This window comes from Kitasatospora sp. NPDC091257, assembly GCF_044757675.1.
Lineage (GTDB): Bacteria > Actinomycetota > Actinomycetes > Streptomycetales > Streptomycetaceae > Kitasatospora > Kitasatospora lactacystinica.
On record NZ_JBIVVI010000454.1, the window covers coordinates 1 to 6,506 of the forward strand.

Below are 6,506 nucleotides of genomic sequence, written 5' to 3' on the forward strand. Positions count from 1 at the left end.
CCCGGCTGCTGGGGGAGTACCACCGCCGGTACCCCCGGGTCGCGGTGAGCCTCATCGGGGCGTCGAGTCCGTCGCTGCTGGCGAAGGTCCGCGACGGGGAGATCGACGCGGCCGTGGTCGCGGGACCGCTGGACGGCGAACCCGCCGCCGTGGCCTCGCGAGTGCTCCTGGAGGACCGGATCGTCGCGGTCCTCCCCGTCGGAAGCCGGCCCGCGAACCGTCCGATGACCCTCGACGAGGCGGCCCGGAGCCCGGTCATCAGCTACGGTCCCGACAGCGGGGTGCACGCGTTCATCCGTGCGGCCTTCGCCGCAGCGGACCTGCGGCTGGACATCGCCTATGCGACGAACGACGTCGCCCTCCAACTCGCGCTGGTCGCGGAGCGGATCGGTATCGCCCTCACCTCCCACGCGAGTCCGGTCCTCACCGCCGACCGGCGTTTCGCCGTCGTGCCGCTGGAGCCCGCCATCAGGTTGCGGAAAGTGTTCGTGTGGCGAGCGGGCACCCGGCCGAGCGCGCCGTTGCGCGCCTTTCTCGACCTGTGGCCGGAGCTGTCCGACCGGCCGGTGCGTTACGACGCCGACTCCGGCGCCACCACTGGTGGATGACGCGGGTCCTCGCCCGGGCTGCTGTCCGTTCCGATCGCCGCCTTCGGACGCAAGACCTTCATGCCGTCCTCAGGCTGCTCACAGCGGCGCGCTCTAACGTCATCCAGCATGTCGAAGCGAAGCGTCCCGCGCAGGCGGCCGACGCACGGTCGGCGAGCCCGGCCGCTGCGAGGACGCTCACGGGTGCCAACACCCTTGCCAGGCCGCGCCACGCCCAGCCGCGGACACTCGTTCACCCACTCCCGCAGCAGCGGCACCGCGCGCCCGCTCAGAGCCGCCAACTCCCGCACCGCCGCGTCCTCCACGCCGCTGTTGGCGACGGTGCCGCCGGTGGCCTGTGTGCCGCCCTGGTTGACACAGGAGTTGCCGAACACGGCGTTGCCCGCACCGAGGATGTCGGCGTGGCCGACACCGCCCGGCGTGGTCTGGGCAACGACGGAACCCTGCTCCGGATACGCACCATCGGGTCGGTGCATCCGGGGCCGGGGGAGCCGGGACGCCGCGGAGCCGATGAGCGGCCGACGACAGTCGATGTGCGAGCCCAACGGTGGAGGGTCGGCTACAGGGCCGCGATCCAGGGATGCCCGGGGTGGACGCGGGCGAGCAGCTCGGTCAGGGTCCCGCGTTGAGCCGGGGTCAGGTGCGGGACGGTCGCGTCGAAGTCCGATTGATCCTTTCGGCGGACATGCTTGGCCTTGAACAGCAGGACCAGCTCGGGGGCCAGATACGGGATGCCGTCCCGGGTGTGGAGGATGATGTCGCGGTAGGGAAGCCGGATTCTCTCATCGCGTCGGCAGATCCAGGTGGCGCCGTCGTGCGGTTCGCGGAACACGTCGAGCAGGTAGTTTCCGGTGACCGGATCGCGGAGCCAGGTCTGGTGCACGGCGGCCAGCACCTCCGGTGCGGCGTCCTCCCAGATCCGGCCGCTGCCCGCCGCGTCGAAGACGTACCCGGGGAAGCGGGAGCGGACCTCGGGGAAGCTCGCGGCCGGAATCGCGATCTCGATGTCTCCATGAGCGCGCGTCCGCCTGCCGCGGAACAGGTCCAGCGCCCAGCCCGCGGCCACGTACCAGGGTGTGCCGATCCCGGCCAACCGCTGCGCGACCTCACTCGGGGTCCAGCAGGACGACCATCTGGCGTCGAGGGCTTCGATCTCGTCGGGCGACAGCTCGATGCCGCCACCGGGCAGTTGCTCGCTCACCGCAGGAATCTATCAGCGGGCTCGAAGGCCCCGGCCGGTTCGACGCAGGAGGCCGGCGGGCGGTGACGTGGATGATCCCGTCGTCGGCGTAGCCGAGGTCGTCGACGGCGATCCGCTGATCTGTTGGGACGCGCGGGACGCCCGCCGCTACTGGCCGTTCCGATCCCCGCGGGCCGCCACGCCCGCGGCCGGCGCGTCCTTCCTGTCTTCGCCGCCCTGGCGGAGTTCATCCGCGAACTCATCGTGACCGCGGTGGGGCGGCCGCCGACCTCGCCGTGGGCGGGCGGCGGCCAGGCCGTCGCTTCGGTCCGATCCGGGAAGTCCGCTCGACACCTTGCTCCTGTAGCGTGCGCCGGTACCGAAGTCCGTAATGGCCGTAGGCCGTGGTCGAGGAGCCAGCGATGGGGACACCGGCATCCGCCCGGGCCGGGGAGCTGAGGCGCCATCTGGGCGTGTTCGACGCCGTGGTGATCGGGCTCGGGTCGATGATCGGCGCGGGGATCTTCGCCGCGCTCGCCCCGGCCGCCGGCGCGGCCGGTTCCGGTCTTCTGCTGGGCCTCACCCTGGCCGCGGTGGTGGCGTACTGCAACGCCACCTCCTCCGCCCGGCTGGCCGCCCGCTACCCGCAGTCCGGCGGCACCTACGTCTACGGCCGTGAGCGGCTCGGGGAGTTCTGGGGCTACCTGGCGGGCTGGGGCTTCGTGGTCGGCAAGACCGCCTCCTGCGCGGCGATGGCCCTCACCGTGGGCTCCTACGTGTGGCCCGGTCAGGCGCACGCGGTCGCGGTCGCCGCGGTGGTGGCGCTGACCGCGGTGAACTACGTCGGCGTGCGGAAGTCCGCGTGGCTGACCCGGGGGATCGTCGCCGTCGTCCTGGCGGTGCTCGCCTCCGTGGTCACCGCCTGCATGACCGGCCCCGCCGTCGAGGGCGCGCGGCTCGCCATCGGCGCGGACGCGACCCTCGGCGGGGTGCTCCGGGCCGCCGGGCTGCTGTTCTTCGCGTTCGCCGGCTATGCGCGCATCGCCACCCTCGGCGAGGAGGTCCGCGACCCGAAGCGAACCATCCCCCGCGCGATCCCCATCGCGCTCGCCATCGCGCTCGTCGTCTACGCCGCCGTTGCCGTGGCCGTGCTCGCCGTGCTCGGGCCCGACCGGCTCGCCCACACCACCGCACCGCTCACCGAGGCCGTGCGCGTCGCCGGCGTTCCCGCACTCGCCCCGGTGGTGCGCATCGGGGCGGCCGTCGCGGCGCTCGGCTCGCTGCTCGCGCTGATCCTCGGGGTCTCGCGCACCACCCTGGCGATGGCCCGCGACCGGCACCTGCCCCGCGCCCTGGCCTCCGTCCACCCGCGCTTCCACGTGCCGCACCGCGCCGAGCTCGCGGTCGGTGCGGTGGTCGCGGTCCTGGCCGCCACCACGGACGTTCGCGGCGCGATCGGTTTCTCCTCCTTCGGCGTGCTGGCCTACTACGCCATCGCCAACGCCTCCGCCTGGACCCTCACCCCCGCCGAGGGCCGCCCCGCCCGGATCGTCCCCGTCGTCGGTGCCGCCGGCTGCGTGCTCCTGGCCTTCGCCCTGCCACCCGCCTCGGTCCTGTGGGGAGCCGCAGTGATCGCGGCCGGTGCCGCCGCCTACTGCCTGCGCAAGGCCATCGCCCGCGCCTGACCCCGTCCGGCGTCGCGGTGGTCCGGCCTCGCGAAAGGATCCGCCGAGTCCGCCGGTTCCGCCCCCACCTGCAGCAAGATCGACCCAGGTACGCCTTCTCCGGAGCGCCGGCTCCGGAGACGGGGTCAACTCTGGGCGCGGCTCAGGATCCAGACGCCGTAGGCGTCGTTCGCGGGGTGCAGCTGATAGGTGCCTGCCCGAAGGTCGACGCGCAGTCCGGCGGCGGCCAGGTCCGCCTCGAACTCCGACGCCGTGCAGGTCCGGGCGTGCGGCGGCGGGTCCTGCAGGTGGAAGCCGACCAGGATCCGGCCGTTCTCGCCGAGCACGTCGCGCATCGCGCCCAGTGCCTTGCGTTCCGTGCCCTCGGCCAGGTACACGATGACGTTGCCCACGCAGACGACCAGGTCGAACGGGCCGTCGTCGGGGCCGAGGTCGAGGATGTCGCGTTCCTCGATCGGCAGCCCGGGGTAGGTCTCCCGAGCCTGCCGGACCAGGGCCTCGTCGGGCTCGATCGCGACCACGTCGTGCCCCCGCTGCAGGAGCGCGGCGGCCACCCTCCCCATACCGGCGCCGGCGTCGAGCACTCGGGCACCGCGCGGCAGGAGCGTGTCGGCGAGCCGGGCCTCACCGTCGACGTCCTCGCCCGCGGAGATGAGTTCGGCGAACCGCTTGCCGAAGTTCCCGCTCTGCCCCGCCTCCTGCCAGCGGGTTCGCCTCGTCGTCATCGGTATGAGCTCTCCGTGTGGCAGCGTGGTCCTGTCCATGTCCCGCATCCTAAGGCGAGACCGCCGGCACCGGTCATGGCCGTTGAACGCCCGCCCGTGCATGCTCAAGAACGTCGAACGCTCCAGCAGGCTGCGATGAGCCTGGTCGTGGTGCCGGCCGCGCTGCCTTCCCGGCTCACCACGTCGGGCAGGGCCGGCGCTCCGGCGCGGTGCGGCCGCCGCGCCGGGACGGCCGTCACGCGGCCCGGAGCGGGGCGAGCGGGGAGAGTGCCGCGTACTCCAAGGGGGCGGACGGGTCGATCGAGAGGTTCATCGGGGAGGGGGCCGCGCCCGAGCGGACCAGGAGGTCGCCGATGGCCGCGATCATCGCGCCGTTGTCGGTGCACAGGCGCAGCGGCGGCACCCGCAGGGTGATCCCGGCCGCGGCGCACCGTTGTTCGGTCAGGGCGCGGATGCGGGAGTTGGCGGCGACCCCGCCGACCACGACGAGGGTGTCGATCCCGTGGTCGGTGCAGGCCCGGACGGCCTTGCGGGTGAGGGTGTCCGCGATGGCCTCCTGGAGCGCCGCGGCCGCGTCCGGGACGTGCGGCTCGGCGCCGGCCGCCCGTCGGGCCTCGACCCAGCGGGCGGCGGCGGTCTTGAGGCCGGAGAAGGAGAACGCGTACGGGGGGTCGTTGGGCCCGCTGAGCGGGCGGGGGAGGCGTACCGCGTTCGGGTCGCCCTCGCGGGCGGCGCGGTCGATGGCGGGCCCGCCGGGGTAGGGCAGGCCGAGGATCCGGGCGACCTTGTCGAAGCATTCGCCGGCGGCGTCGTCGAGGGTGTCGCCGAGGTGGACGATCGGGTCGCGGGCGAGGTCGCGCACCAGGAGCAGGGAGGTGTGCCCGCCGGAGACGATCAGTACGACGCACGGGTTCGGCAGGGGTTCGCCGTCCAGGGCGGCGGCGGCGACGTGTCCGGCGAGGTGGTGGACGCCGTAGAGGGGGACGCCGAGCGAGAAGGCGTAGCTCTTGGCGGCCGCGACCCCGACCTGGAGCGGGCCGGACAGGCCGGGTCCGGCGGTGACGGCGACGGCGCCGACGTCGGCGAGGGTGAGTCCGGCCCGGTCGAGGGCCTCGCGGACCACGGGGGCCATCGCGTGGACGTGGGCGCGGGCGGCGATCTCCGGCACGACCCCGCCGTAGCGGGCGTGCTCGTCCATGCTCGACGCGACCGCCTGCCCGAGCAGGACCCCGTCGCGGACGAGACCGGCGCCGGTCTCGTCGCACGAGGACTCGATCCCCAGCACCACCGGCGAGTCCGGCATCACGCGCACCCCTTATTGCTGATCACTGTGCAACTGCAACCATTGTGCAATAAGGCTGGAGGCGCTGGTCCGGCAGGTCCGGTTCCCCGGTCCGTCCCGCAGGAAGTCCACCGGGGCCGCCGGGTCCGCCGGCGGCCCGCGATCGAGCGGTCCGCCGGCGGGACGCGAACGGTACGTCAGGAGGCGGGCATCAGGACGGTGTCGACGATGTAGACGGTGGCGTTGGCGGTCTGGACGTTTCCGCACAGGACCTTGGCGTCGCCGTCGACGGTGAAGTCGGGGGCGGCGCCGGTGACGGTGAGGTCGTGGGTTTCCAGGGTCTTGTGGCCTCCGGCGAGGGCGGTGGGGGCGAGGCGCTGGGGGACGACGTGGTGGGTGAGGATCTTGGTCAGCGTGTCCTTGTCGGCGAGGGCGGCGTCCAGGGTGGCCTTGGGAATCTTGTCGAAGGCGTCGTTGGTGGGCGCGAAGACGGTGATGTTCTGCGCGGAGTTGAGGGTGTCGACGAGGCCCGCCTGCTTGACGGCGGTCACCAGGGTGGACAGCAGCGGGTTGTTGGAGGCGGCGGTGGCGACCGGGTCCTTGGCCATGCCGGTGAAGGAGCCCGCGCCGTCCTTGGGCACGGCCGCACAGGCGGTGCCGAACGGCCGGTCGCTCATGGCGGCGCCGGCTGCCGACGCGGTGGTACCGGCCGCCGGCGCGGCGGCGGGGGCCTTCGACGGGGCGACGGAGGTGGAGGGCGACCCGGAGCCGCTGCCGCAGGCCCCGAGGCCGAAGGCGAGCGCGGTCGCGGCGAGGACGGCGGTGACGGTGTCGCGGCGGCGGGTGGTGGCGTTCATGGCAGTGATCTCCTTGTGAGGGTGCAGCGGTCGGCCCCTCGGGCGGACCGCCCCGGCCGGTGCCGGGTACGTGAAGGTGGTCCGGTGGAGGGCCGGGCGGGTCGGCCGGGGCTCTCAGGTGACGGTGACGACGGTGCTGTGCCAGCCGGTGGCGCCGGACGGGTAGGGG

The 6,506-nt window shown here is 73.7% G+C and carries 7 protein-coding genes; 2 read left to right on the top strand and 5 right to left on the bottom strand.

Annotated elements, in window-relative coordinates:
• On the top strand, nucleotides 1-608 hold a 608-nt coding region (locus ACIQOV_RS21295; RefSeq protein ID WP_401050637.1), incomplete at its 5' end, for a LysR family transcriptional regulator substrate-binding protein.
• Here the strand turns inward: ACIQOV_RS21295 and ACIQOV_RS21300 are convergent.
• Nucleotides 572-1,084, bottom strand: coding sequence for a hypothetical protein (locus tag ACIQOV_RS21300; protein ID WP_401050638.1), 513 nt, complete (start codon nucleotides 1,082-1,084; stop codon nucleotides 572-574). The two genes, ACIQOV_RS21295 and ACIQOV_RS21300, sit on opposite strands and share 37 nt — an antisense overlap.
• A gap of 83 nt (nucleotides 1,085-1,167) precedes the next feature.
• A complete protein-coding gene (locus ACIQOV_RS21305; RefSeq protein ID WP_401050640.1) occupies nucleotides 1,168-1,809 on the bottom strand; it encodes a nucleotidyltransferase domain-containing protein in 642 nt (213 codons plus the stop codon).
• A 401-nt stretch (nucleotides 1,810-2,210) separates the two neighbouring features.
• On the opposite strand from ACIQOV_RS21305, the gene ACIQOV_RS21310 reads away from it, so the two are divergent.
• Nucleotides 2,211-3,473, top strand: coding sequence for an APC family permease (locus ACIQOV_RS21310; RefSeq protein ID WP_401050642.1), 1,263 nt, complete (start codon nucleotides 2,211-2,213; stop codon nucleotides 3,471-3,473).
• Nucleotides 3,474-3,598: 125 nt separating this feature from the next.
• Here ACIQOV_RS21310 and ACIQOV_RS21315 read toward each other — a convergent pair whose 3' ends face one another.
• The 3 genes from ACIQOV_RS21315 to ACIQOV_RS21325 all read right to left on the bottom strand — a co-directional run bounded on the left by ACIQOV_RS21315 (nucleotide 3,599) and on the right by ACIQOV_RS21325 (nucleotide 6,337).
• Complete coding sequence (locus ACIQOV_RS21315) at nucleotides 3,599-4,198, bottom strand: class I SAM-dependent methyltransferase (protein ID WP_401050645.1); 600 nt, start codon at nucleotides 4,196-4,198, stop codon at nucleotides 3,599-3,601.
• 235 nt (nucleotides 4,199-4,433) lie between these two features.
• On the bottom strand, nucleotides 4,434-5,501 hold the full coding sequence (tsaD, locus tag ACIQOV_RS21320; protein ID WP_401050648.1) for a tRNA (adenosine(37)-N6)-threonylcarbamoyltransferase complex transferase subunit TsaD: 1,068 nt from the start codon (nucleotides 5,499-5,501) through the stop codon (nucleotides 4,434-4,436).
• Nucleotides 5,502-5,677: 176 nt separating this feature from the next.
• Nucleotides 5,678-6,337 (bottom strand): fasciclin domain-containing protein, encoded by a 660-nt coding sequence (locus ACIQOV_RS21325; RefSeq protein ID WP_401050651.1) that lies wholly within the window; start codon nucleotides 6,335-6,337, stop codon nucleotides 5,678-5,680.
• Nucleotides 6,338-6,506 lie beyond the last annotated feature (169 nt).

Coding starts and splice junctions, on each gene's coding strand:
- ACIQOV_RS21300 (WP_401050638.1), bottom strand. CDS start 1,084: ATGCACCGACCCGATGGTGCGTATCCGGAGCAGGGTTCCGTCGTTGCC.
- ACIQOV_RS21310 (WP_401050642.1), top strand. CDS start 2,211: ATGGGGACACCGGCATCCGCCCGGGCCGGGGAGCTGAGGCGCCATCTG.
- ACIQOV_RS21315 (WP_401050645.1), bottom strand. CDS start 4,198: ATGACGACGAGGCGAACCCGCTGGCAGGAGGCGGGGCAGAGCGGGAAC.
- tsaD (WP_401050648.1), bottom strand. CDS start 5,501: ATGCCGGACTCGCCGGTGGTGCTGGGGATCGAGTCCTCGTGCGACGAG.
- ACIQOV_RS21325 (WP_401050651.1), bottom strand. CDS start 6,337: ATGAACGCCACCACCCGCCGCCGCGACACCGTCACCGCCGTCCTCGCC.